The sequence below is a fragment of the Adlercreutzia equolifaciens DSM 19450 genome (genome assembly GCF_000478885.1).
GTDB lineage: Bacteria > Actinomycetota > Coriobacteriia > Coriobacteriales > Eggerthellaceae > Adlercreutzia > Adlercreutzia equolifaciens.
The window spans coordinates 694,228-719,354 of the sequence record NC_022567.1 but is presented as its reverse complement, the minus strand read 5'-3'; the positions used below and the strand labels follow the sequence as shown (position 1 = coordinate 719,354).

The following is a 25,127-nucleotide window of genomic DNA, read 5'->3' as shown; positions in this document are numbered from 1 at the left end:
GAGGAGGCAGGCGCCTGCGCGCCGAACCCTATGGCAAACAGACCTGGCAAGCATTCCGCTCCGCTCAACTCCGGCACCTCGCGCCGGGGCGCCCACTCGGCGCCCCTCGGCTCCACGCAGGGACGCCGCGGTTCCCACTCCGCCCCCGTAACGAGCGCCGGCCGCAGCACCCGGAGCGCCCAGGCCGCCCGTTCTCGCAGTGCCCAGGCGGACGTTTCGCGCACGCCCCGCGCCGCCCGCGCCCGCTCCTCCTTCGAGGGCACCGGCTTCGCGCCGACCGCGAGCCCCGTTTCCGCCGCGGGCGGCTCCCAAAGCTTCGCCGCCACCGACAGCCTCGCCCGGGCCAAGGCGGCCCGCAAGAAGTCGCGCGGCAAGAAGATCGCCCTCGGCATCGCCGCGGCCCTCGTCGTCGTTCTCGCCGGTGCCGGCACGGCGCTCGCGCTCTACCTGAACGGCATCAACGCCACCATCCAAGGCGGTCTCGACGACGCTGAGTTCAAGGAGCTCGGCGAGCAGCTGGCCCCAGCCAAGGCCGACGGCTCCTATTACGTGGGCATCTTCGGCAGCGACGCCCGCAAGGGCGAGACGGCCAGCCGATCGGACGTGACCATGCTCGCCCGCATCGATCCCGACAAGGGCGTGGTCGACCTCATCTCGGTGCCCCGCGACACCATGATCGACATCGAGGGCCACGGCACCCAGAAGATCAACGCCGCCTATGCCTTCGGCGGCCCCTCCGAAGCCGTGAAAACGCTCTCCACCTTCGCCGGCGTGCCCATCACCCACTACGTGGAGGTGCACTTCGAAGAGCTGAAGGACGTCGTGAACGAGCTCGGCGGCATTCAGGTGAACGTGCCCGAGAGCTTCTATTCCGACACGAGCGGCATCTCCCTTGAGGCCGGCGAGCAGATCCTCGACGGCGACCAGGCCCTCGCCTTCGCCCGCGAGCGCCACGCCACCCGCGCCGGCGATTTCTCCCGCGCCCAGGCCCAGCGCATGATCATCGAGGCCATCGTGGAGAAGGTGCTGGCCGCCTCGCCCACCGAGATTCCCGGCACCGTTGAATCGCTCGCCCGCTGCGTGACCACCGACTACTCCGTCACCGACCTGGTGTCGCTAGCCCTTACCTTCAAGGACAAGGGCCTCACCATGTACTCGGCGGCCTGCCCGAGCTACACGCTCAACCAAGACGGCATCAGCTACGTGGGCACCCAGTACGCCGAGTGGCAGGATATGATGCGCCGCGTGGACGCGGGCCTCGACCCGAGCGACACCTCCGCGGAGATCCCCGAGCCCCAGGCCAGCGACACCGCGCTGGGCGCCGCCACCAACGCCGCATCGCCCGCGGAGTATCAGGATCTCATGGCCGACGCCCTGACCACTGACGACGTCGTAGATGTGGAGTAGACGGCTGCCCACACCAGAAACACCGAGCGGCCCGGGCACTCGCCCGGGCCGCTCTTTTGCAGGATCAAAGACGATCACCGAATAGCAACCGCTCGCTTACTCGGTCTCCTTCGCACACATATGCCGTGTCAAACGCCGCACCGGACCGATGTTGAGCGCCCCATGCACAATAAGAAGCGCGAGAAGCACCTTGGCGGACGTTGCGTGCAAAGGCCCCCAGAAGTAATACCCCTCGGCGTACAGGCCGAACGACAGCAGCACGGCACCCGACTCCATAAGACCCGACAAAACAACGACCACAACCGCGATCACGAGGGCCACATCCAGCAGAACGCGACCTGCTACCCGCAGGGAGCGGTGGCCGGACAGAAGGCGCGTGACGAAGTCGGCGTGCTGGACGCCGTGAACGAGCAGGACGAGCCCCACGCCGAGCCCGAGCCACTCGTGCGGTCCCACACCCGTCAGCGCGGGCAGCGACACCACGATGTACAGGGCCAGCGCCAGAACATCCACAACGAGCATCCTCATGACCGTCCCACCTTCCGCATAATGCCGACGAGCGCCACCACAAGGGCCACCGGCATGAGAATCCACAGGTTCAGGCTGGCATCCGACGCCTGGTGGTAGCGAGACGAGAGCGTCTCCCAGCCATGGCATTCCACCGATGCGCACGAGGCCTCCGGACAGGTCATCTCGTGCACGCCGTCGGGCTCGGGCACATCGTCGAAGCCGTGGCACTCACCCGATGCGCACCCCACCACCGGGCAAGGCGAATCGGCAGCGATAGGCCGCACGCTCAGCACATCGGGCTGCACGAGGGCCACCGCGCCGACAACGCACGCGCCGGCCAGCAGAAACACCACCACCGTCGCAATGATCTTCCTCATAGGGTTCCTTCCTCCCTCGAAAGAAAAGGGCCGCCCGCCCCGCGGCAGACGGCCCGCATGCTAGAGAGACGCGCAACCGATTGGATGGTTCGGCCCGCATCTGCGGAAACTACTTCTCGGCGGGTCGCAGAGGAAGGAACTTCAGACCCAGGAAGAAGATGAGGAACCCGAGGGCTACCACGCCCAGCGTCACTCCGAACTCCAGCGGCGTAGGCCAGTAGACGAGGTTCGCGTAGGCATCGGCGAGCGTGCCGTCGGCGTAAGTGATGCTCATGGAGTTCATCGCAAAGGGCAGATCGAGGTTGGCGATCTGGAAGCCGCCCACCAGCAGCTGCACGCGCTTGCAGAAGATGCCCGCGATGGCCAGCAGCGATGCCGCCACCAAAAGGCCGTTGCGTCGCAGGGCCGGGGTCAGGCAGATGACGGCGCACACGGCGCAGCCGATGATCTCGAACCAGAAGTAGGGCGCCAGGGGGCCTTGGGTCAGCAGGGCCACCACTTCCGCTCCGGCCCCGCCCGGGAAGCCCTCGGTGAGCAGGTCGCAACCGAAGAAATACAAATCCACCAGCACGAAGGCGCCGAGGAGCTTGGCGAGACGCACCACGTTGTCCTGCTCAAGCTCGAGGTAGCCCGCGCGGCGCAGCCCGATGACGATGGCCATCACGAGCGCCGTGCCGCACACCAGGGCGGAGGACACGAACCATGGAGCCAGAAGGGCGGTGTGCCACATCTCGTGCCCCTGCTGCAGGCCGAAGATCCAGGCGGTCACCGAGTGCACGAGCACGGCGGTGACAAGCGCGATCACCGAGACGATGCGCAGCGCCACGGCACTGACCTTGCCTCGCTCGGCCTGGATCTGCGCCCACAGGTACACGCACGACAGGATGAGGTAGGTGCCCAGCACGATGATGTCCCACATGAGGGGGCTGCCCAGGTTGGAATACACGAACAGCTCCCATACGCGGAAGGGCTGGCCCATGTCCACCACCACAAGGCCGATGGCGACCACCGTGCAGGCGATGGAGGAGAACACGGCGACCTTCGAGATGCCGCCGAAGCCGCGGATTCCGAGGGCCTTGGGCACCGACGAGATAATGAGGCCGCCAGCCGACAGGCCCACGAAGAACATGAAGCCCGTGATGTAGAGGCCCCAGCTATCGAGGTTGCGCATGGCGGTCTGCACCATGCCGCCCGACAGCTGCATGAACCACAGCGCCAGACCAACCAGCACCGCCACGGCGCTCACGCCGATGGCCACGTTCAGCGCCGGGCTCTTCACCGCGGCCGACGAGCGCTCGCTGGCGCGATCCCGCTCGCGGGGCGCCGAGAAATCGAGGTCGTCGTTGGCAAGGGCGCCGCCCTGCATATACTCAGACATAGCTCAACTCCTTCTCGTTACCGGAGGAAATAGACAGACGGTTCGGTATCGCGATCCTCGAGAAGGCGCATGGACGAGCGCTCCCTCAGCTTTTGCGATACTGCGGAATCGGGATCGCTCGCGTCGCCGAAGATGCGCGCACGGGCCGAGCATGCTTCAACACAAGCCGGCGCCAGGCCCTTCGCCAGCCGATGCCAGCAGAACGTGCACTTCTCGACCACATGCTTCTGATGCGGTGCCACGTCCTGGTCGCCCGTGGCGAAGTCCAGGTGGTAGACCGGCTCCTCCCAGTTGAAGGAGCGCACGCCGTTGTAGGGGCAGGCGCTCATGCACATGCGGCAGCCAATGCACTTGTCGTAGTCCTGGCGCACCACGCCCGTCTCGGGATCCTTATAGGTGGCGCCCACGGGGCATACTTTCACGCAAGCGGGATTCTCGCAGTGCTGGCAGGCCACGGTCACGTTATACATCTCCAAGTTGGGATACGTGCCGCTCGGGGCATCCAGATGCGGGCCGCCGACCGTCATGACGCGGTTCCACCACACGTCCTTGGGCAGGTTGTTCTCCACCTTGCAGGCAACGGCACACGAGTTGCAGGCGATGCACCGCTTGGTGTCCACCAACATAACCAGTTTGCTCTCAGCCATGGCTATTCCTCATTCCAGACACGCACTTCGACAAGGTTGTCGAAGTAGCTCTCGTTTACACCGACGGGATCGTACTCGCTGGTCAGAAGCTCAGACCAGCTACCCGCCTTGTGCTGGTGCTGCTGCCAACTCTTGGGATACACCATGCATCCCGGGCGAATGCCGTCGTTGTACACCGCCCGAGCCACGCAATGCCCGCGATCGTTGTACACCTCGACGTAGTCGCCGTCGGCAATGCCACGGGCCTCAGCATCGGCCGGGTTCATCTTGATCGTGGGCTCCGGGTCAAGCTCGCGCAGGTAGGCGTTGTCCGACCACATGGAGTGCACACGGAAGCGCGGGCGCTCGGACAGCAAGATGAGCTTGTACTTGTCCCAGGTGGGGCTGCCTTCATAGGCCTCGGTGGGATTAAAGTAGCGGGGCAGATGCTCGCGATCCTCGTCGAACTCCTGGCCCACGTCGAACTGCACGGTCGGATTCTCGACATAGAACTCCATGCGACCGGATTCGGTGCGAAACTCGGCGTTCTTCCAGGGGATCCAGGGCTTTTCCGGATACCAGTACATGTCCTCGTTCTGCTTGATGGCATCGTAGGTGATGCCGAGCGCGCCCAAAGCCGGGGTATCCACCACCTGGGACATGTATTCGTCCTCGGTAAGGTCGATGAGATCGGGATACCCCATGCCCTCGGCCAAGAGCTTCAAGATCTCGAAGTCGCTCTTGGACTCGTACAGGGGGTCGATAGCCTTCTCGCTGTGGAGGAAGCATTGGGTGGCAGAGATGGGCACCAACTCCTGCTGCTCGAACCAATGGGAGGCGGGCAGCACGATGTCGGCATACTTCACCGTATCGGTGAAGGTATAGTCGGCCACCACATACAGGTCCATGTTGCCGACGACGTCGTTGATGTACTCGTTGGTGTTCACCTGGTTGGAAACGGGGTTGCCAGCGTACACGTAGAGCGAGCGAATGGGGTAGTCCTCGCCCTTCCACTTGTCGGTGCGCATGATCTCCGGCAGCGCAAGCGCCGAGATCATAGGGTACTTCGCCGCCGTCATGCCCTTCACAACCGCGTTGATGCCCCAGCATGCCTTGAAGTCGCCAACACCCGTGCCTGCGCCCGGATAGCCGATCTGGCCCGTGAGCGCTGCCATGGTGATGTTGGCGTGGGCCGCGTGCACGCCGTTGGTGTAGGAGTTGGAGCCCCAACCCAGGCGATGAGTGCACGGGCCGTCGAGGGCGAGATGCGCCAGTTCCACAATGGTCTCGGCAGGAACGTCGCAGATCTCCTGGGCCTTCTCGGGCGCGTACTCCATAATGTCTTCCAGCAGCAGATCGTAGGCGGTGCTGCAGGAAACGCCGTTGAAGTCGTAGGTGCCGTTCAGCTGCGGGTCGGCGGCCTCAACGAGGCTCTTCACCGTGCCATCGGCATCGAGCACCGCCGGATGGTCGATGATCTTGGTGGTGGTCTTCGCCTTGCCGACCTGTGCGCCCTTGTTCTCGCTGGAGGCAGCCGAGACAGCGCCCGTCTCCACCTCGATGACCTCGGGCTCCACGCCCAGGTCGCTCATGCGCAGGAACTTCCCGGTGTCGCTGCGCACCAGGAACGGCGCGCAGGTGTGATCGCGCAGGAAGGGCTTGTTCACGGCATCTTCCTCCACCATGACGTACATCATGGAAAGCGCGAGGGCGGCGTCGGTGGCGGGCTTCACCGGAACCCACATATCGGCGCGAGCAGCCAGCTGGGTCATGATGGGGTCGATGACCACCAGCTTGGTGCCGGCATCTTGGGCGTCGGCCACGAAATGCCAGTCGTGAATCTGCGCATCGGTGATGTTGGCGCCCCACACGAACAGCGTCTTAGCGTTCTTGAAATCGGAGGGATCGTTCAACACCCAATCACCGAGGTTGCCCACGACGCGGTTGATGCCACGAGTGTTGGCCTGGTCGCGAGCGATCTTGATCATGCTGGCGTTGATCTTGTTGAAGAAGACATTGTACATGGGCGATGCTACGCCGCTGATGGCTCCCAGGTTTCCCGAGCCGCGGGTATAGGCGATGGCCTGCTCGCCGTATTCTGCCTGGATGCGCTTCCACTCGTCGGTGATCTCCTTAATGGCCTCTTCCCAGGTAATGCGCTCCCACTCGCCGGCCCCGCGCTCGCCTACGCGGCGCATGGGATACTGGATGCGGTTGGGGCCGTAAACGTTGTAGACATGGCTCAAGCCCCGCAGGCAGATGCGATCAACGCTACCGTCGGGAAAAGAGTTGAAAGAGCGCTTGGACGTCTTGACGATTTTATTGTCGCGCACATGAATGTTGAGCTTGCATGTACCCGAGCAGTTGCCGCGGCAGATGCCGCAGAAGATTTCCTCACCATCGCCCTCGGTTTGCCCCGCCTCGTAAGTCTCGGCCTGGGCAAGGCCGCCGGCAGCGAAAGCCCCGGCGCCTCCCGCGGCTACAGCAGCGGCCGCAACGCCCGTCGACTTGAGAAAGTTTCGGCGCGTGAGTCCGTTGGCGGGACTAAATGCCTCAGTCATCTTTCCTCCTCGCATGTTTTGGGAGCATGCTTCCCTTGCAGCCCGTTGCCCTGGCGCTGCCAAGCGCAAACTCCCCTTCTCTCGGAATCAGCTCTACTCTACCTGATTCCATTTCGGTAAGAATTGGCCAAATCCTTATGGCGTCATATTATCACAATGTATTGCGACAATAAATAGATTGTCGCAACTTTTTGTGACAATGCGAAAAAGTGTTCTTTGACCTGGTATATTTCCCAAGAATGCACAGTTTTTTCAAAGCGAAACAGCTTTACCAGCCCACTTCACGGGCGACTGTGTGCGCCCCACCACCGCATCTGGGCGCAAGCGAGGGCCTAGCGCATGAACTCCCGGTGGGCAAGGCGAGCCTCCACCATGGCGACAATGTCGTCATCGGCCAGGCCCGCATTCGAACATACGCGAATCATATCGTCGATTACCAGCTCGATGGGAGAATCAGAGGCCGTATGAGCACCCAAATCGTGGCGCTCGGCTACGAAAGTGCCCCGTCCCTTGCGAGTGGAGATGTAGCCCTCGCGCTCCAAATCCATATAGGCGCGGTTCACCGTGTTGTAGCTGATGTCCAGATCTACCGCCAGGGCGCGCACCGTAGGAAGCCTGTCACCGGGAACAAAGGCCCCCGAGCCAATAAGGTAGGCGATGCGGTTCTTAATCTGTATCCACACCGGAAGGCCGGAGCTGTGGTCTATGGCGAAAGATTCAAGGACGCCCATGGTGCTTCTTTCTCGCGAAACGGTACCTATATCCTATCAGAGTCCTCGCCCCTCGCGTTGGACGCCTTCAGCAAAACCATCGCTCACCGCCGTGGGCACGGTGACGACGGCGCTGCCGGATCCCTTTACCGTCTCGTACTGCATGAGCATGGTGCGCAGCTTCAGCGCCGCATCCTCATCACCGTAAATGCGAGCAGCCTCAGAAAGCATCTCCGCCAGATCGGCCTCGGCGCTCGCCACCGTCATGCGAGCGTTGCGCTCGCGGTCGGCCTGCGCCTCCAGGGACATGACGTTTTGCAGCTCCGCAGGAATCACGATGTCGCGAACCTTCACGGAGATGATATCAACGCCCCAGCCGGATGCCTCTTTCTCGATGTCGACCTTGATCTCCTCGTCGAGCTGGTCCCGCCGCAATGCCACCTCGGCCACAGTCGAGCGCCCCACCGCCTCGCGCAACGAGGTCTGCGCGAGATACGATATGGCCGCGTAGTAATCTTCCACCTCCACGCAGGCCTTTTCCGCATCCCAAACCACCCAGAACAGCACCGCGTCGATGTTCACCGGCACGAGATCAGCCGTCAGCGTGCGCTCGGCACGGAAGGGAGTGGCGATAATGCGCTGATCCACACGGATAGTTCCGTGCTCCAAAATGGGAATGGTGGCGTAGAAGCCGGGCCCCACCACGCGGTTCAGCTTGCCAAGCCGCAGCACGACCACCTTTTCCCACCCCAAAGCGATATGCAACGATGAAGAGGCCGCGAGCGCCGCCACCAGAGCCGCAAGAATACCCACAAGCGAGATGCGCCCCTCAACGAGAAGGTCGCATGCGAGCACAGCGGCAGCCGCGGCCACGAACACGGCAACGCTGAACACGAGAGCGCCGTTGCGCGACGACTTCTTGGGCACGTAGGAGGTTGCCGCCAGCATTTCCGCTTCGCTGTCGCTCCACGGCCCCGGCGCCGCCTCCCATTCGGCGCGGCGCACCTTGCGACTTCTTGCGCTTTTCGTCATCAGTCGATCCTTCCTTTCGTCCTGCTCGGCAAATCGCCTTGCCGTTGATCGTATTCTGGCGCTTCCGCTGTGAGAACGCGGCTCAGCTCCCTGTTGCCGCGAATGCCATACGTATTGCAATCTCGGGACTCTGGGAAACATCGAAGGACGCGAGCCCCGTCACGCAGATTCTCAGGGCCACACCGCCAAGGAGCAGGCAGCAGGCAATCCAAAGGCCCTTCGTGCGCCGATCCCCTCCAAGATAACGACACTCCAGGATAAAAGGCGCGACCAAACCGACCAGCACAAGCACCACCCAAAACATAATCGCCTCATCGCCCACCAGAAGAACGCGGCCCCCTGCCTCTGTTCGGGTATCAGACAACAAAAACGCCGCAAAAAGAGCCAGCGCCACTATCTCTGCGACGATCGCTGCGCGATCCATGCGGCTTAAGCATCGCAGTGCTGCGCCAAACGGCACGCGGGAATCAACGAGAGATGCGACGCCGAAGGCTACGGCCACACCGCACGACAGCGACGAAAGGCAGAAGAGCGCCGGAACGAGCCATGTCCCGAAGGCGACCACCGAGGGAAACTGCATGAGGAGCACCCCCGTGTAAACCGCCGTGACCATTCCCGCGATCACGGCGGCGACGGCGGCGACAAGCACCACAAAGAGCGGCAATCGCGCGCCAACGCCATTCGACGCAAGAGCGAAGAAAGCCGCTAACGCAGCCGAAGCTAGAAGCGCCCATGCACCCACCGTCACGACGGTGAAGCGAGGAGCCAGCCATAAAGAGAGCACTCGCTCGGGACGACCGGCATCGGCCATAAGGCAAAGAGCGCCCGCTGCCAACAGCACCAGGCAAAGAACCCAGCCGCGGGACAAAAGCTCGTGGGGCACTCGCAGGTTCTTTCGCAACCAAAGAACCAGGTGAGGCGGCGATTCCCTTGCGACCCAATGGCTCGATCTTGCACTGTAGCGACCGATATTGGCGCATTCCAATACACCCATAACGACACAGGCGCCCGCCCCCGTTCCCCCGAAAAACAAGTAGGCTACGGCAAGCTCGCTGAACAATCTTCTCCCCTGCCTTCCAACGCCGCCCCTACATTCTGCGAATCATCTCGTCCAAGTGTATCCACTCAATCACTTTATCGCAAGTTATTACGATAATTATTTTGAGAAGAAGCCGACAACGCCAGCTCCGTCATGGACAAGAACCTCATGGCCGACGCCTTTGCTGCCGACACATGAGCGGCCCCGTCATAGTCGTCGGCGATGTAGCCCACTCCCACCAACTTTGCAGTTTTGCCCTCCTTTACGCCATCTTCCGTCTTGCATAAAGCCTCATACCGATAGCTATATAATGAATTTGAATGTGAATCTATGCAAAGGGGCATATCCATGAGTGAGTCGAGAGCGCATCAGTCGGGCAGCAGCCACATCGCAGCTGGCACGAACCCCAAAAGCAAGCCTTGGCTGACACCCGACGAACAAGTGAAGCACCTGCGAAGCCAAGGGGTCCGATTCGACCTCATGAGCGAAAAGGGCGCGATCTCCTATCTAGCCAAGAACAACAACTTCTTCCGCTTGAGATCCTATCGCCAAGGATTTGCCAGAGTCGAAGAGGGCAAGCGCAAAGGGCAATTTGCGAATCTTGACTTCAAGATGCTCGTCGACCTTTCCGTCATCGATATGCTCCTTCGTTATGAGATGCTGCGATTGACGCTGGATGTCGAGCATTTCTCCAAGGTCATGCTGCTCACGCATATTGAAAAGTGCCACGAGGACGGATACGAGATCATCCAAGATTTCCTGGCAAGTTACGATCACCCAAACGGCAGCAAAACGCCCAATCGACTGAAGCAAGAAATCGAGCGTGGCAAAAATAGCCCTTATACCAGAGATCTTATCGCATCCTTTCCTGATTTTCGTTTCCCCGTCTGGGCCTTTCAGGAAGTCATTTCCTTTGGCAGCTTTAACTACTTCACGAAATTCTGCAGCGAGCGTTTCGAGGACAAAACACTGGCGAACGACTTCTACCTTTTGCAAGATGTTCGCTCCCTGCGCAATGCCTGCGCCCACAACAATTGCATCATCAACGATATGGGAGCAAAGCCAGGCGGCAAGCGACCCAATGACACCATATCTCAAGCGGTTTCTTCCGTTGCGTCAATCGGTTCCGGTCAGCGCCGCTCCAAATTGAGCAATGAGCGCTTGCGTCAGATTGTCGCGACGCTCTACCTCCATAAGGAAAGAGCCTCATCCGGAGTCCTAGAGCACCGCACAGAAGACCTTGGAAAGTTTGCCGAGCGTATGAAAAAGAATATCGACTATTACGACGGAAACAACCAGATCAAATCGGGATTTCGTTTTATCGGCAGCCTCATTGAATCTTGGTATCCGACAGCGCAGAACGACACGCAAACACAAGCACAGTCATAACAAGCGCATAGCACGCGACACAGTATGCTCCTTCGCGATAACAATATGCGCACAACCCCAAATCCTCGGAAAGCTCTACCGCATTTCTGCTATGATAAGCCAGCATCGAAAAACGAGCGATCGTTTTGTACGAGGGTTTCTCGAAAGGGAAACCCTCTAGTTTTATGCATTCCCGTGCAATGTCCAGACCCCAATCTCATACTTTTCTGAGGGACTTCGGCTCAGGTTCAATCACAAAAAATCGACGACGCCGCAGTGGGTGTGGTAGATGGCGACTCTGATGTCCGGGTCGTGCTCGGCGGCGAGGCGTGCCAATTCGGGAGACGCCGACAGTTCGGCCGCGGCGGCGCGGGCATTCGCCACGCTGGCCTCGTAGGGGTCGCGCACGTCGCCGAGGGCCGCAGCGATGCGCTCGGTGATAGCGGCCACCGGCCCCGCTTCCCCGTCGAGAGCCGCCTTGATGGCGCCGCAGTGGGTGTGCCCCAGCACCAGCAGAAGCCGCGTGTGCAAGTGCTCGCAGGCGTACACCGCGCTCGCCAGCTCGATGGGGCCCACGACATTGCCCGCCACGCGGATGACGAACAGCTCTCCCAACCCGGTCATGAAGATGTGCTCGGGCACCACCCGCGAATCGGCGCACGTGATGACGCAGGCGAAGGGACGCTGGCCGTTCTCGAACAAGTCGGCGATGCGCTCGGGCGACAAGTCGCGCTCATGGTCGAGCGCCTCCACGTAGATGCGGTTGCCCTCGACAAGACGCCGCAGCGCCGCATCCGCCGGCACATGGGCGTCCCCATCGTAATCGTCGGCGGTGTACCCGGCGCCCGTCAATGTCTCGATCCCATCCTCGCTCATACCGCCTCCATCTCGCCGCGTCATCCTTCCTGGTAGCTCTATAATGATCCGAAGAGAGAATTTAGGCAAAGGGGCATATCCATGAGCGGGCCGAAGACGAGTCAGTTGGAAATCGAGCGGATGATCCGGGCGCAGCTCGAGGCGCTGCGATCCGACGTGGATCACGGACGCGCCCGGGCGCGGCGGCGCATCACGGCGCTTTTGAACGAGCTTTTGGACGAGGCCGAAGGATGCGCCGAAGCCGATGAGGCCGCCGCCTCCCTGCGGCAACTCGCCGCGGCGGCCCTCGCGCAACTGACGGCGGAATGCGCCTTCATGCCGGCGGCGGCCATGGCGGAATCCACAGCCCGCGCCGAGCGCTGCACGACGCGGGCCGCGGCCATCGCCGACGCGTTCGAGCGCGAGGCACGCCCCTTGGCCGAGCGCATCCGACGGGCCCGCACCCAAGCCACAGCCGCCTCCGATGCCCGCGACTTCGCCGCCTTGCTAGCCGAAGCCGCCAAGGAGAGCGCCACAACAGCCGCCGTAAAGGCCGCTCGTTCTTTCATGGCCGACGAACATTGCAAAATCGCAGACGATAGCGACGCGTCAATCGCCCACGACCAGGCGCAAGAAGTCTCCCGTCGGGCACTCGCGCTCATCGCTTCCCCTTGCACTCTGCCGGCCGACCGCGTCCTTCTTCTGGAAACGACGCGCGAGCTGGGGCCTGAGGCCGCCGCGCAACTGGCACTTCTGCTCCCAACCATGGAATCGAATGCCGCGGCCATGGCGGATCTTGTGGCCCTCATCGAAGACGCCGAAGCCGACCTGGGCGCCCAAGGCATTCCCTTTGCGGCTGCGCCGGGCACCTTTGCCACTTTGGAAGAGGCTGCAGGGCGCCTAGAGGCGCTGCGGGCCTTCCAGCTTCAGGCCGATCGCAACACATACCTGAAGGCTTGCATCGACGCCGTCATGGCACACCACGGCTACGCCATCGCCCGCTCGGTCACCATGGGGCGCGATCTGGCGGGCACCCATCGGCTCTTCGGCCGTGCAGACGCCACCGAGGGGCTGCACGCCTTCGTTTCGGATGCGGGAGACCTCATGCTGCAGGTGGCGGGGCTGCCCGAGGGCATCGAGGCCGTGGCAGACGGCGAGATCATGGCCATGGAACCCGCTCCGGCCGGAACGCGCACCGAGCGACTTCTCGCCGACCAGCACGACTTCTGCGCCGTGTACGACGAGATAGCCGATGACTTGGCTGCCTTCGGCATCACCAACGCCGTGCGTTACAAAGCCGCCCCCGGTGCCGTCTTCTGCCGCGAGATGCGAACCGTCGCAGATGTCGAGGCCGAAACCGCAACCGCAATCGCGACAAATCAGACGGGGCAGAGGAAGCGCAGGCACAGCGGCAACGCGGCAAGGGAGATGAGCTAGCATGCGTCTGTGCTCCTGCGGCTTCGCCAACCCCGACGATGCGACACACTGCGCGGCCTGCGGAAGCGCCTTGACGCACGAAAGCGCAGGCGGCGTTCTGCTTCTGGAGGAGGTGCGGAGCGGCCAGGTCGTGCGCGTCACGGCCCCCGGCGGCATCCTCGGACGCGCCGGCGACTTCTCGCCCGACCTCTTCTCGCCGCGGGTATCCGGCGTCCACGCCGTGGTAGCCACAAACGCCGAGGGCCATTGGACCATCGAGCACACGGGCCGCAACGCGTCAGCCGTGGAGCGCGGGGGCATCTGGTCGGATCTGCGCTGCGGCGCGCCCCAACCGCTGTTCGGCGGCGAGACGCTGAAGCTGGCCGACATGGTGTTCCGCGTGCGGGTGGGCACCCAGGAGGCTGTGGCAGAGGGGGCCACGGCGGAATCGGACGCGCAGGACGCTCCCGCCGAAACCGCCTGGTCCGTTCGCTGCCCCGTATGCGGAACCGAGTATGCCGTGGAAGGCCCCAAAAGCCACATTACCACCTGCGCGTTCTGCAAGGATCCGCTGGACGCCCGTCAGATCGCGCGCGTCGCGGCGCGGGCCGTGCCCGACCGGTAGGCCGCCATGCTCGTCGACCGCCTCTACTTCCCTGTCACCACCTTGGGTCCCGGCGAACGCGTCGTCGTGTGGACCTGCGGCTGCACGAAGCGCTGCCCCGGCTGCGCCAACCCCGAGCTGTGGGAGGCGCGCGCCGACGCCGCCATCTCGCCCGCGCGCCTCGCCACAATCCTGAACGAACTGGCCGCCCGCACGGGCACCCACCGTATCACCTTCACTGGCGGCGACCCGCTGGAACAGGCCGACGACCTCGCCTCGGTGCTCGCGGCCATCCGCCCTGCCTTCGACGACATCCTCGTCTACACCGGCTACCTCTTCGAGGAGCTGCCGCCCCTCCCTCGGGAAATCGACGTGCTCGTCGACGGACCCTACCTCGAGGCGGAAAATGACGGCGTCTGCGGACTGCGCGGTTCAGCCAACCAGCGGATCATCGTGCTGAACCCGGCCCTGGAAACCCTGTATCATGAGGAAATGCAGAAACCGCGCTCGGTGCAGAACGCGGTGTTCGACGGCCGGGCGCTATCCATCGGCATCCACGGCCGGCCCCTCGAGACCCACGAGAAGGAGTAGTCCTGTGAGCACACCCACCTGGCAGCGCGAGCTGGAGAACTTCATCGGCATCAAGCCGCTCTTCGTCCTGGAGGGCAACGTGGCCGACCTTTACCCGTGGGAAGCGGAAGGCGCGACCCAGTTCCTGCCCCTCGCCCATATCCTGCCGGAGCTGTTCGCCGCACCGGACGGCGCACGTCCCTACCGGTTCCTCTACGTGGATCCGCTGCGGGGCGTGCACGACCCCCTCGGCACCGGCGAGGTGCGCGCGCTCGCCCAGGCGGCCCAGCGCGAGGCGGAACGCCTCACCGCCGAGGCCGACGCCTTGAACCCCGGCGCCGACCCGGCGAGCCGCCAGCAGCCCTTCGCCGCCAATCGCCTCGTCCACGACTCCCTGCTCGTGCGCGCCGCCCTCTCGCGGCGGCTTACGGAAGATCCTTCGGCCCCACACCCGAAACGCTGCGCCCAAGGCGATACGGAAAAGACCGCCGCTCCCGAAAGCGCTCGCCCCCATTCGGTCGCCTGCGTGTTCGACTTCGCGAGCCGGCTCGCCTCCTCGCCGGAGGACCTCACCCCCGAGGAGAACGCCGTGTTCATGAACCTGCTCCTCGGTGCGAAGGACGCCATCCGCAGCGACGGCGAGCATGCGAACACCCTCGTGCTTATCGCCAACAAGGCCACCGACCTGCCCTCCTGGCTTCTGCGCGGCAACCCGGACGTGCGCGTCATCACCCTGCCCAACCCCGATCGGCCGGCACGCGAGGCCTACCTGAGCCTCGCTTTCCCCGACCTGGCCGCGCCCGAGCTCGCCCGTCCCCGCGAGAAGCTCGTCGACACCACCGACCGTATGCTGCTCACGGAGCTTGACGAGCTGCGGCGCCTCTACGCCCGCGGCGGCACCGCGCCGGAAAACGTCACGGAACTGGTGGATCTCTACAAGTACGGCATCCGCGAGAACCGCTGGAGCGCCATGATGGACAAGCTGCGCGACGACCCCGCGGCCGTCCTGCGCCGCCGCGTGAAGGGCCAGGAGCCCGCCATCGCCAAGATCGTCTCAGTACTCAAGCGCTCGGTGCTGGGCTTTTCCGGCATGCAGCATTCCTCGGGCACCAAGCCCAAAGGCGTGCTCTTCCTGGCCGGCCCCACGGGCACGGGCAAGACGGAGATCGTGAAGGCGGTCACCGAGCTTCTGTTCGGCGACGAGCGCAGCTACCTGCGCTTCGACATGTCCGAGTACGCCGCCGACGCCTCCGACCAGAAGCTCTTCGGCGCCCCGCCGGGGTACGTGGGCTACGAGGCCGGCGGCCAGCTCACCAACGCCGTGCGCGCCAACCCCTTCTCGGTGCTTCTGTTCGACGAGGTAGAGAAGGCCCACCCCTCCATCATGGACAAGTTCCTGCAAATCTTGGAGGACGGCCGCATGACCGACGGCCAGGGCCAGACGGTGTACTTCGGCGAGACTCTCATCTTCTTCACGAGCAACGTCGGCATCTCCGAAGAGCTACTCGACGAGCACGGACGCACCATCGGCCGCCGCAACATCGTGCAACCCGACGAGCCCTACGACGTCATTTGCGCCCGAGTCCAGCAAGCCATGGCCACGCACTTCAAGCCCGAGGTCTTAAACCGCATCGGCGACAACATCGTCGTGTTCGACTACATCTCGCCGGAGGCCTCGCGCCTCATTCTGGAATCGCAGATCCGGAAGATCAACGGGAACGTGCGGAACCGCTGCGGCATTAGCGTCGCCGCCGCCCAAGCCGTGCTCGATCTTCTGGCCGAGCGCGCACTGGCCCCCGAGGTGCGCGAGAACGGTGGCCGCGGCATCGGCAACTTGGTGGAGGATGCGTACCTCAACCCACTTTCTACCTTCATCTTCGACGAGAACGTGGAAGCGGGCGAAGTCGTGGAGGCCGTCGCCGGCACCGAAGGTGTCGCGTTCCGCCGGGCCGACGAGGGGGCCGACGCCGCGCCCCGCAACCCCTGGAGCCGCTGATGGCCGCGAGCGCGAACATCTCGCGAGAGCCGCGGCGAGACGTGGCGCCCACCATCGTGGACAGCGCCCCCACCCTGGTGGACATCGACTCCACGGCCCCCGTCCTCTCCGGCGCCGACCTGCCCTTCCAGGGCGACGGCGACCGCCCCTTCACCCTGCACACCGCCGACGTCATCGGCGCGGGCGGCCAGGGCACCGTCGTTGCCGCCACCGACGAGGAGGGCCGCCTCTTCGCCGCGAAGATCGCCTACCAGCCCCATGCCGTGCGCGACCGACTGGCGCGCCGGACGGTGCTCGCCTACCTGCGCCGCCTCATGGCCGACCATCCCCTGGGCGAGAAGCATTTCCATGAGACGCACCTCATGCCGATGTACGCCACGGGCCAGATCAACGATAGCGTGCCGGGGCTCGGCGAGTCCACCTACGACGTGGCCGTCATGCCCCTTTGCGACGATGCCTTCGCCCGCGCCGGCGCCTCCTTCGAAGAGCTGCGCGACACCGTCATTCCGCAGGCCGCCCGCGCGCTGCACCTTCTGCACGACGAGGGCATCGTGCACCGCGATGTGAAGCCGAAGAACCTCTACCTTTTGGAAGGCGAAGTGGTGCTCGGCGACTTCGGCATCTCCTCGGTGCTAGAGGCCGGCCGCGACACCGGCGCCACCAAGGTGGACCGCCGCACGCCGGGCTACTCGCCCCATTCCTCGGTGGTGCAGCGCGAGAACGACTGGTACGCGCTCGGCTACACCATTTGGACGCTGTACAACGGCGGCCGCCACCCCCACCAGACGCTCATCGACGGCGACGACTTGTCGGCGGTGCTCGCCGGAGGGCGCCCCGTGCCCTTCGAGGCCCGCGCGCCCGAGCACGAGACCTTGGGGCAACTTATCTACGGGCTCACCTACGCCCATTCACAAGGGCGCCTCGGCTACGACGACATCCAGCGCTGGCTGGCCGACCCGGATGCGTTCCGCTACCGCGACCCGCTGGACGCCGCCGCCATGGCGGGGCCGGCGGGCTACCAGTTCGAAGGCGAAGTATACGAGAGCCGTGCCACCCTGGTCACGGCGCTCGCAAGCAATTGGGAGAAGGCGAAGCGCCACCTGTACACCCACGGGCTGGAGGACTATTTCCGCAAACTCGGCGAGACCGACCTGGCCGTGGCCTTGAACGACATCACCGACCGCGACCCGGACACGCTGCCCGACGACGAGGACGGCGACGAGGATCTGGGGCTCTCCCGCGCGCTCTCGCTCATCGACCCGACCCGTAGCGCAGTCTTCTGGAAGGGGGAAGCCGTCGTGCCCGGGGCCGAGGCCGTGGACGCCCTCTTCGCGCGGGCCGCCGCCACGCCGCTTGGCTTCTACCACCTTATCGCCAACGAGGAGGCAGTGCGCGACCTTCTGGGCATCGTGGCCGTGGCCGGCTTTCCGGGGCCGGCCCGCGCCGGGCTGCAATGGCTGCGCGAACACGAGGACGCGAATCTGGGCGAGAAGGTGGACCGCGTGCTGGCAGTGCTCGAGGCCACGGCGGCCGACAAAAGGACCATGCGCGCCTTCGCCGTCCGCTACGGAAGCGACGGCTGGGCGTTCTGGGTGCAGCGGAACCTGAAGGCCTACCACGGGCGTACCGGCGCCGGAGACAGACTCATCCGGGCCGTGGGCGCCGCGACCGTGGACAACTCGGCGCCCCTGGCTAAAACCGTGGAGGCACGCACGCGTCTGGTTCAGCACGCCGACGATATGGCCGCACACACCGAGGCGAGCCCGCACATCCACCACTTCGGCATCGTCCGCGAAAGTGAGACGGTGGTGCCCGCCACCGCTGCCGGCTACTTCACTGCCGAGCTGTTCGATCGCCCGGTGCCCCGCGGCTTCATCACCGAGCTCATGGAAGCCTCCGCTGCCGATAAGGCCGCCGTGGCCGAGGCCCGCAAGCATCTGTGCGGTGCCCGCCGCGATGCCCTTGCCGAGGATGCCGCCGCGGCCCTGGAAGAGGCCGCCTCCCAGATAGATGCGCTGGCCGATGCCGAGGGCAAGCACGCCCCCGTGGACGGCCTTTCCAAGCCCGCCTTCTTCGGGCGGCTCGTCCTCGCGGTCGCCTTCGTCCTTCTGGTGTGCTTTGTCACGCCCCGCTTCACCTTCGGAAGCTGGCGGAACGGCGTCGTGAACGCCGGCGAGCCACTCGCCACGGCGGCCACAGTGCTCGTCTCCCCCACCGGCATGGGGGAAGGCTCGGTGTACCCGGACGCGCTCTGGGACATCTCGGCAGTGCCCACGGCCACCTTCACCGGAGCGGCGCTCCTCGGTTTTCTGGCGGCGACCGCCACGGTGCTCGCCCCCAAGTTCGCCAGCGCCGCCTTCGCCATCCGCGGCGTGCGCACCCGCGGGCAGACGCGCCGGCGCGCCACGGCCCTGCGCAAGGAGGCGGCCCGCATTGCGCAGGGCGGCGGCGAGGCCGCCTGCTGGATCACCAGCAGCGAAGAAGGCCCGATACCGGTGGCCCGCGACACGAGCGCCTTCATCGCGAAGACCCGGGCGCGCCGGCACCCCGAGGCCACCGCCACGATCCTTTCCAAGGGGCTTTTCTGGGGCGGGGCGCTCATCGCGGCGGCCGGTGTCACCATCGTCACCGCCTCGGGGCTGGGTTATGATGCTTGGGCGGATCTCGCCAGCGAGACCGGTTGGGACTTCCTGCAGGACCAGCTCATCTGGGGCATCGCCTACTGCGGCCTGGCCGCCCTCTCCTTCGCCGCCATCGCCATCGCGCGGCGCGAGCATCCCACCATGGTCACGCTGACGCTTCTGACCATCGCCTGCGTCATCCCCTTCCTCGTCCTATTCGCAGGCACCATCGGCATCTTCATCGTCGTCCTATACTTCATCTTCTCCCTTTTCCGCCGCTAGGAGCGCCCCATGAGCAACGACACCCCCGAACCCACCGAAACCTCCGACGTAAGCTCTGCCGCTTCCCTGGCCGCCCTGGTGCGCCGTCGCCAGAACCTGCAGATCCTCGCCACCCTCGCCGCCCTCGTGGCACTTGTGCTGCTGCTCAACCTCACACCGGTGCCGGGCTGGGTGTGCTCGTTCATCGAACTGGAGCCCGACGTTCCCGCCGACCTGCTCGGCGAGGCCTACTGGGACGACTGCTTCGGCGGCCCTCTGGGCGATTTCGCCGCCGGGTCGCTCCCCCGCCCCGAGCACCTGAGCTACGCCCCCGAAGCCGACCAGTTCCTCGCCGAACTGGAGAAGCTCGCGGCCCAAGAAGCGGCCATCGAAGCCGCAGAAGCCGAGCAAGCGGAGGCCGAGCAGAGCGAAAAGGAGTCTTAGGAGATTCGCCCTCGTTACGCGCCCTTTATGCCCAGCCGATCAATCTGCGCCCGTGCGAACACCTCGATATCTCGCAACTTCGAAAGGGGGGCTCCCAGAGCGTCTTCCGTATCGCGCAGCACATCGGACGCTGCCCCGCCGACACCTTCGCAGACCCCCTCAATGAGCCGGTTCACCATGCGCGGCGAAACGTCTAGCTCCTTCGCCAAAGCGAGAAAATCGTCCCGGCCAACCTCATCGATCTTGCTGGTCGACCCGATGCGCATGGCCATATGGCGATCGAGGCCCCCGTACACCACCGTCGAGACGATGTCGTATACAGGCGCCAATGCAAACGACGACCAGTCGACGCCCCGAAGCACGGTGAGGTTCTTGAGGTGCCCGTCGCAATTTCCGAGAACGGCGTTCACCACCAGCAGGCGCACGAACGCCTCGATATCGCGCACCGGATCCGAAGAGCACTCGTAAAGCACATCCCGCACCTTCTTCGCATAGCGCACGCCCCCCTTCTCGTACTTGCGCTCCGGCAGGAGGCTGAGCACTTGGCAAAAATCCTCCTGGTGAAGCCGTTGAACCCGCCGCACTCCGCCACCAGCTCGCCGATCATCTTCGGGAAGCACCATGCGATCGAAACGCTCAATGACGAAGAGCGGTTGATCTCCGATGGTGTCGAGGTAGCACTCGGGCACAGAAAGTCCCGCGGCCTCGGCCAGACGCAGGCAGTAGTACTCGTTCTCGCTCAACTGCTCGAACCGCCGATTCGCCGCCTTCACGATGTGCGTCGAGGCGGCAGTTCCCTGCGGTAGAAAATACTGCGAAAGAGACCCCGATGACCGATCCACGTACAGACCCATCTTCGACTGGGCACCCGCCAATGAGAGCTTGGCTTCCTCTTGCAGCTTGGCAACGCCCTCCGCACCCGCCTCGAACGCACGGCCCAGCTCTTCCCGCGAAAGCGGATCATAGCCATAGAGGGCGTCGTCCGAACCGTTGTCGCTTTCCAAAATAAGGGCGCCGATGCACTCGCTGCCGAGAGCGTCCAGCACTTTGAGGTACGATGAGCTCTTCACCTCCAGCGTTTTCGCCACAGCGGCAAGCGCGCCCCCTTCCGGAAGGAGATTGCGGAAGAACGCTCGGGTTTGGCGAACCGGAAAGGGCTCTTCCCGAAGAGGCAGCCGCACAGAGAGAGGCTGGGCGACCTCGCTTTCAAGATAGGACTCAGCATAAGAGAACTGCTCTTCCCGTCCGGGAATCGTCTCCAGCGTCCCGACGAGATGGCGTTCGCCCGATATTTCGCTCCACACCTTCATGCGCATGGTCTACCTCCTCTCTTGCAAAACGATGTTGAGTCCGACCATATTCGCCACGCGAATCGCCTTGTCCAGCTGGGCCGTCGGCTTTCCGTTCTCCAATTGAGAGACGAACATTGTTCCCACGTCGCACATCTCGGCGAGCTCTCCTTGCGTGTATCCAAGTTGCTTGCGACGATCGCGAATCGCTGCTCCGAAGTCCCGCGCGCTCCGAATGGCCATGTCCTCACCTGCCTTCAATCATTATCGCGATCGCGATAATAGCACAGGCAGAAAAGAAAAATATCGCGATCGCGATAATCTGCAGAAATTCCTCCACGATTATCGCGATCGCGACAAAGACTGCCCTCTGCGTCTGCGATCAGCACCGCGACCTGCGCAATCGACTAGCCGCCGATGCCTAGCCCTCCGAGGAAGCGCTGGCCGCTCTGCTGCCGTCGCGCTCGACCGACTTGATGAGGGTGGCCGCGTCGACGCCGTACAGCTCGGCAAGGGCGATGAGGTTGTGGGTGGACGGATCGCTCGTTCCCTTCTCCCATTTCGAAACCGCCTGGCGGCTCACGCCGAGTTCGTGGGCCACGAACTCCTGCGTCATGCCACAGCGTCGGCGCTCCTCCGCCAGTACCTCGCCCAAAGAATGCGCGGTCTTCTTTTCGCGATCTCGCCGAGGTCGTGCGTTCAGGTATCTCACAACCAGCGCAACCAGAACGGCGAAAAGGATATAGGGAATCACCTTGATGGCGATTACCGCCAGCACCATAACAACTTCGGGAAGCCCTAACCCCATGACCACCATTTTCGCCTCGCTTTCTCGCCTTTCGCCTTCTCAGAATCACCTTGATGAATTCATCCTAGCACGGAGGCGGCAGAGCACCAGCAACTATTGCGCACTTATAGGTTGCCCTTGGTGCGAATCGGTGTAACAGGGATGCCCTGGCGGCAAAAAGCCGATGCCAGTCCCCTCGAACCTGACATTGCGAATGGTCACAGACAATCTGGCCCGTCCGCACCCATACAGCGGCGGGGGCGACCATGATTTGGTAGACTGAGCCGGAACAATTACCGGAGCGCGAACCCGCGCCCTGCCGACCGTCGCGAGCGAGGAGCCGCCATGCAGATCACCCCTGCCGAAGTTGCCGAGACCTTGGCCATGGTGTCCAAGCAGAACTTGGACATCCGCACTATCACGTTGGGCATCAACCTGCGCGGCTGCGTCGATGCCGACGTGGACAAGCTGGCCTCGAAGGTTTACGACCGCATGACCTCGGCCGCCGAGAAGCTCGTGCCCACCGCCGAGCAGCTCGAGCGCGAGTTCGGCATCCCCATCGTGAACAAGCGCATCTCGGTCACGCCCATCGCGGAGATCTGCGCCGCGGTGACCGCCGACGACCTCACGCCCGTGGCCGTGGCCATGGACCGCGCCGGCAAGGAGGTGGGCGTCGACTTCGTCGGCGGCTTCTCGGCGCTCGTGCACAAAGGCGCCACCCGGGCCGACCACAAGCTCATGGACTCCATCCCCACGGCGCTCGCCGCCACCGACCGCGTCTGCGCCTCGGTGAACGTGGGCAGCACGCGGGCCGGCATCAACATGGACGCCGCCTTCAAGATGGCCGGCATCATCAAGCGCGCCGCCGAGCTCACCGCCGATAAGCAGTGCATCGGTGCCGGCAAACTCGTCGTGTTCTGCAACGCCGTGGAGGACAACCCCTTCATGGCCGGCGCCTTCCATGGCTCCGGCGAGGCCGACGAAGTGGTGAACGTGGGCGTGTCGGGCCCCGGTGTGGTACGTGCGGTGCTCGCCGACCTGCCCAAGGAGGCCGATATCACCACCGTGGCCGAGGCCATCAAGGCCACCGCCTTCAAGATCACTCGCGCCGGCGAGCTCATGGCCCGGGAGGCCTCGCGCCGCCTCGGCGTGCAGCAGGGCATCCTGGATTTGTCGCTGGCCCCCACCCCGGCCGAGGGCGACTCTGTGGCCGAGATCCTGGAAGCCATCGGCGTGGGCCAGTGCGGCGGCCCCGGCACCACGGCGGCGCTCGCCATGCTGAACGACGCCGTGAAGAAGGGCGGCGTCATGGCGTCGTCGTCCGTGGGTGGCCTGTCCGGCGCCTTCATTCCCGTCTCCGAGGACGCCGGCATGATCCGCGCGGCCGAGGACGGGGCGCTTTCCATCGAGAAGCTGGAGGCCATGACCTGCGTATGCTCCGTGGGGCTCGACATGATCGCCGTGCCGGGCGACACCACCCAGGAGGCCATCTTCGGCATCATCGCCGACGAGTGCGCCATCGGCATGATCAACAACAAGACCACCGCCGTGCGCCTCATCCCCGCCATCGGCTGCCAAGTGGGCGATCAGCTGGACTTCGGCGGCCTTCTCGGCTACGCCCCGGTCATGCCCGTGAACCCCTACGCCGGCACCGTCTTCGCCCACCGCGGCGGCCGCATGCCCGCACCTTTGAACTCGCTGAAGAATTAGCAGCCTCTCTCACATACCTCAAAGTCCCCGTTGCGCAGCACGGGGACTTTTTCTTTGTAAAAACTGGAGACAGCTGCACCCATTGCGGCTTCAGAACTCTGCATTTTTGCCATTTCGCGGCTTTCTAACTTTGCATTTTTGACATTTCGAAACTTTTCAACTTTGCATTTTTGCCACCTAAGTCGTAAACTACCTGTATATCGACAAGAAAGGCATATATGCTCAAGCGGAAAATCGAAAAACGGATCGAGTCTTGGAAGGCGACAAAGACCAATCAAGGCCTTCTCATCACTGGCGCTCGCCAGACGGGTAAAACAAGCAGCATCGAGGCGTTCGGGCGCGAACGCTATGAAGCCATGGTGAAGATCGACTTCGTCGAGCAGCCGAGAGCGGTCGAGGTCATCAGCGAAGCCCAGAACCTCAGCGATCTCATCATGCGCATCACCGCGCTTGCCGAACGGCCTCTCGCCCCCGAGAGCACTCTGCTGTTCTTCGACGAGGTCCAACGGTGCGCTGACGCCATTACCTGGATGCGCTATCTGGCCGAGGACGACCGTTTCGACGTCATCTACTCTGGCTCGATGCTCGGCGTCGAGGCCTACGACTTCCGATCCCTGCCCGTCGGGACCATCGACATCGAGGAAATGTTCCCGCTCGACTTCGAAGAGTTCTGCTGGTCCCAGGGAACCGACCCAACGCTCTGGGATGCCGTAAAAGGGTGCTTTGCCGCAAGAGAGCCCGTGCCGGACTTCTTGCATGAGATGTTCCTCGACCTTTGGCTGCGCTACGTCCTCATCGGGGGCATGCCCGAGGCCGTGCAGGTATTCGCAGACACTCACGATACCCAGCTCATGCGCGCCCGGCAGCGGGGTATTCTCGACACATATCGTGCCGACATTACGCGCTACGTGAAGGATCGCGTGCGCGCCCGCCAGATCAAGACCATATTCGATGCTGTGCCGTCGCAGCTGAACAAGGAAAGTAAGCGCTTTATCATCAGCGGCGCCACCGACGGCAAGCGGTTCTCCAGAATCGCCTCCGATTTCGATTGGCTTGCCGACGCCGGCGTCGTGATTCCCGTGCATCGAGCCACTGAGGCGACGTTTCCTCTGGGGCTCTCCGAGGAACGAAGCTACTTCAAGCTCTATCAGTCGGACGTTGGGCTGCTGTTTGCCACCTTCCCATCGACAGCGGTCGAGCAGCTGCTGGCTCGCTCGGAGGATATGAACCTGGGCGCCGTGTTCGAAAACGCCGTCGCTCAAGAGCTGCGCGCTCACGGCCATGAGCGGCTTTACTACTTCAACAAGCGAGGGGTCGGAGAGGTCGATTTCATGATCGACGCAGCCGGCGTCCCATACGTTGTGCCCATCGAGGTCAAGTCGGGCAAGAGCTCGAAGCGCCACGCGGCGCTTGATGCGTTGCTCGGCGTAAAGAACTACAAACTGGAAGGGGCGATAGTGCTGCATAGAGGAAACCTGGAGCAAGAAGGCCCCATAACATACCTCCCCATCTACATGGCCGCCCTCTTGTAGACACCAATCCCATATGAGACCAGACGCGCCGACC

The 25,127-nt window shown here is 63.7% G+C and carries 22 protein-coding genes; 10 read left to right on the top strand and 12 right to left on the bottom strand.

Annotation, left to right across the window (positions count from 1 at the left end; all coding sequences use genetic code 11):
• Positions 1-30: 30 nt before the first annotated feature.
• Entirely contained in the window at positions 31-1,407 is a 1,377-nt protein-coding gene (locus AEQU_RS02670) for an LCP family protein (protein WP_022739382.1), read from the top strand.
• A gap of 96 nt (positions 1,408-1,503) precedes the next feature.
• Here the strand turns inward: AEQU_RS02670 and AEQU_RS02665 are convergent, their stop codons facing one another.
• The 8 genes from AEQU_RS02665 to nrfD (AEQU_RS02630) form a co-directional block, all read right to left on the bottom strand.
• Positions 1,504-1,935: a DUF4405 domain-containing protein gene (locus AEQU_RS02665; protein ID WP_022739381.1), complete on the bottom strand. Its 432-nt coding sequence runs from the start codon at positions 1,933-1,935 to the stop codon at positions 1,504-1,506.
• Positions 1,932-2,294 (bottom strand): hypothetical protein, encoded by a 363-nt coding sequence (locus AEQU_RS02660; RefSeq protein WP_022739380.1) that lies wholly within the window; start codon positions 2,292-2,294, stop codon positions 1,932-1,934. Before AEQU_RS02660 ends, AEQU_RS02665 begins: the two co-directional genes overlap by 4 nt.
• A gap of 109 nt (positions 2,295-2,403) precedes the next feature.
• Positions 2,404-3,672: an NrfD/PsrC family molybdoenzyme membrane anchor subunit gene (nrfD, locus tag AEQU_RS02655; RefSeq protein WP_022739379.1), complete on the bottom strand. Its 1,269-nt coding sequence runs from the start codon at positions 3,670-3,672 to the stop codon at positions 2,404-2,406.
• Between the two features lie 17 nt (positions 3,673-3,689).
• Positions 3,690-4,319, bottom strand: coding sequence for a 4Fe-4S dicluster domain-containing protein (locus AEQU_RS02650; protein WP_022739378.1), 630 nt, complete (start codon positions 4,317-4,319; stop codon positions 3,690-3,692).
• 2 nt (positions 4,320-4,321) lie between these two features.
• Positions 4,322-6,859, bottom strand: a complete 2,538-nt coding sequence (locus AEQU_RS02645; RefSeq protein ID WP_022739377.1) for a molybdopterin-containing oxidoreductase family protein — start codon at positions 6,857-6,859, stop codon at positions 4,322-4,324.
• 332 nt (positions 6,860-7,191) lie between these two features.
• Complete coding sequence (locus tag AEQU_RS02640; RefSeq protein ID WP_022739376.1) at positions 7,192-7,590, bottom strand: GntR family transcriptional regulator; 399 nt, start codon at positions 7,588-7,590, stop codon at positions 7,192-7,194.
• A 36-nt stretch (positions 7,591-7,626) separates the two neighbouring features.
• The gene (locus tag AEQU_RS02635) at positions 7,627-8,601 is read right to left on the bottom strand and encodes a slipin family protein (RefSeq protein WP_022739375.1); all 975 of its coding nucleotides are present in this window, start codon (positions 8,599-8,601) and stop codon (positions 7,627-7,629) included.
• Between the two features lie 82 nt (positions 8,602-8,683).
• The gene (gene nrfD / locus AEQU_RS02630; RefSeq protein ID WP_041714379.1) at positions 8,684-9,661 is read right to left on the bottom strand and encodes an NrfD/PsrC family molybdoenzyme membrane anchor subunit; all 978 of its coding nucleotides are present in this window, start codon (positions 9,659-9,661) and stop codon (positions 8,684-8,686) included.
• A 327-nt stretch (positions 9,662-9,988) separates the two neighbouring features.
• Here nrfD (AEQU_RS02630) and AEQU_RS02625 point away from each other — a divergent pair, with 327 nt between their 5' ends.
• Positions 9,989-11,029, top strand: a complete 1,041-nt coding sequence (locus AEQU_RS02625; RefSeq protein WP_041714378.1) for an Abi family protein — start codon at positions 9,989-9,991, stop codon at positions 11,027-11,029.
• Between the two features lie 231 nt (positions 11,030-11,260).
• On the opposite strand, the gene AEQU_RS02620 is transcribed toward AEQU_RS02625, so the two are convergent.
• Positions 11,261-11,884, bottom strand: a complete 624-nt coding sequence (locus tag AEQU_RS02620; protein WP_022739371.1) for a carbonic anhydrase — start codon at positions 11,882-11,884, stop codon at positions 11,261-11,263.
• A gap of 81 nt (positions 11,885-11,965) precedes the next feature.
• Between AEQU_RS02620 and AEQU_RS02615 the strand changes: the two genes are divergently transcribed.
• From AEQU_RS02615 to AEQU_RS02590, 6 genes are read left to right on the top strand one after another with little or no spacing between them, the layout of a single operon-like run.
• The gene (locus tag AEQU_RS02615) at positions 11,966-13,300 is read left to right on the top strand and encodes a hypothetical protein (RefSeq protein ID WP_022739370.1); all 1,335 of its coding nucleotides are present in this window, start codon (positions 11,966-11,968) and stop codon (positions 13,298-13,300) included.
• Position 13,301: 1 nt separating this feature from the next.
• Positions 13,302-13,904 (top strand): FHA domain-containing protein, encoded by a 603-nt coding sequence (locus AEQU_RS02610; RefSeq protein WP_022739369.1) that lies wholly within the window; start codon positions 13,302-13,304, stop codon positions 13,902-13,904.
• A gap of 6 nt (positions 13,905-13,910) precedes the next feature.
• Positions 13,911-14,474, top strand: a complete 564-nt coding sequence (locus tag AEQU_RS02605) for a 4Fe-4S single cluster domain-containing protein (protein ID WP_022739368.1) — start codon at positions 13,911-13,913, stop codon at positions 14,472-14,474.
• A gap of 4 nt (positions 14,475-14,478) precedes the next feature.
• Positions 14,479-16,449, top strand: coding sequence for an AAA family ATPase (locus AEQU_RS02600; RefSeq protein WP_022739367.1), 1,971 nt, complete (start codon positions 14,479-14,481; stop codon positions 16,447-16,449).
• The gene (locus AEQU_RS02595) at positions 16,449-19,352 is read left to right on the top strand and encodes a protein kinase domain-containing protein (protein WP_041714375.1); all 2,904 of its coding nucleotides are present in this window, start codon (positions 16,449-16,451) and stop codon (positions 19,350-19,352) included. Before AEQU_RS02600 ends, AEQU_RS02595 begins: the two co-directional genes overlap by 1 nt.
• 9 nt (positions 19,353-19,361) lie before the next feature.
• Positions 19,362-19,775, top strand: a complete 414-nt coding sequence (locus AEQU_RS02590; RefSeq protein ID WP_022739365.1) for a hypothetical protein — start codon at positions 19,362-19,364, stop codon at positions 19,773-19,775.
• A gap of 14 nt (positions 19,776-19,789) precedes the next feature.
• Here AEQU_RS02590 and AEQU_RS02585 read toward each other — a convergent pair whose 3' ends face one another.
• The 3 genes from AEQU_RS02585 to AEQU_RS02575 form a co-directional block, all read right to left on the bottom strand.
• Positions 19,790-21,091, bottom strand: coding sequence for a HipA domain-containing protein (locus AEQU_RS02585; RefSeq protein WP_022739364.1), 1,302 nt, complete (start codon positions 21,089-21,091; stop codon positions 19,790-19,792).
• A 3-nt stretch (positions 21,092-21,094) separates the two neighbouring features.
• Positions 21,095-21,307 (bottom strand): helix-turn-helix domain-containing protein, encoded by a 213-nt coding sequence (locus tag AEQU_RS02580; RefSeq protein WP_041714372.1) that lies wholly within the window; start codon positions 21,305-21,307, stop codon positions 21,095-21,097.
• Positions 21,308-21,485: 178 nt separating this feature from the next.
• Positions 21,486-21,881 carry a helix-turn-helix domain-containing protein gene (locus AEQU_RS02575; protein ID WP_022739363.1) on the bottom strand — a complete coding sequence of 132 codons (396 nt, stop codon included), beginning with the start codon at positions 21,879-21,881 and terminating at the stop codon, positions 21,486-21,488.
• A 315-nt stretch (positions 21,882-22,196) separates the two neighbouring features.
• Here AEQU_RS02575 and AEQU_RS02570 point away from each other — a divergent pair, with 315 nt between their 5' ends.
• The gene (locus tag AEQU_RS02570) at positions 22,197-23,561 is read left to right on the top strand and encodes a PFL family protein (protein WP_022739362.1); all 1,365 of its coding nucleotides are present in this window, start codon (positions 22,197-22,199) and stop codon (positions 23,559-23,561) included.
• A gap of 218 nt (positions 23,562-23,779) precedes the next feature.
• A complete protein-coding gene (locus AEQU_RS02565) occupies positions 23,780-25,093 on the top strand; it encodes an ATP-binding protein (RefSeq protein ID WP_022739361.1) in 1,314 nt (437 codons plus the stop codon).
• The last annotated feature ends 34 nt before the right edge of the window (positions 25,094-25,127 follow it).